The organism is Streptomyces murinus (assembly GCF_002154555.1).
Lineage (GTDB): Bacteria > Actinomycetota > Actinomycetes > Streptomycetales > Streptomycetaceae > Streptomyces > Streptomyces murinus.
On sequence record NZ_MUNF01000745.1, the window covers coordinates 1 to 712 of the forward strand.

General features: G+C 72.5%; 1 protein-coding gene. It reads left to right on the forward strand.

From position 1 onward, the window contains the following. Window positions 1-669: AEC family transporter (locus CCN72_RS34300; RefSeq protein ID WP_086812236.1), on the forward strand; the 669-nt coding region annotated here is incomplete at its 5' end. Window positions 670-712: the final 43 nt, after the last annotated feature.

A 712-nucleotide genomic window follows, 5' to 3' on the forward strand; every position in this document is an offset into this window, starting at 1 on the left:
GTACGGGGGTGGGGTGTGGGCCGTACGACGATCGGCGCGCTGTGCTCCGGTTACGTCAACTCGGGCAACCTCGGGATCCCGATCGCCGCGTATGTGCTGGGCGACGCGTCCCTCGTGGCGCCGGTGCTGCTCTTCCAGGTCGTCCTGGTGACGCCGGTCGCGCTGACCGTCCTCGACCTGTCCGGCATGGGCGAGAAGGGCACGCTCGGGCAGCGGCTGCTGACCCCGCTGCGCAATCCGATCGCGGTGGGTTCACTGTCCGGCGTGGTGGTCGCCGCGGCGGGCTGGAGGCTCCCCGGTCCGGTGATGGACCCGCTCACCCTGATCGGCAACATGTCCGTCCCCGCGGCCCTGCTGGCCTTCGGCATGTCCCTGCACGGCAGCGCGGCCCCCTGCCGCGGCCAGGACCGCCAACTCGTGCTGCTCTCCGTGGCCTTGAAGTCCCTGGGCCAGCCCTTGGCCGCGTGGGCCCTCGCCACCTCCCTCTTCCACCTCCACGGCGCCCCCCTCCTCGACGTCGTCGTCACCTCCGCCCTCCCCGCCGCCCAGAACCTCTTCACCTACGCCAGCCGCTACCGCGTCGCCCAGTCCCTGGCCCGCGAGTCGATCCTGCTGTCGACGGTGGTGTCGGTACCGGTGCTGGTGGGGGTGGCGGCGGTGCTGGGGTGACCCCGCTCAGCCGACGGACACGGCGAGCCGAAAGGGAGGGGGC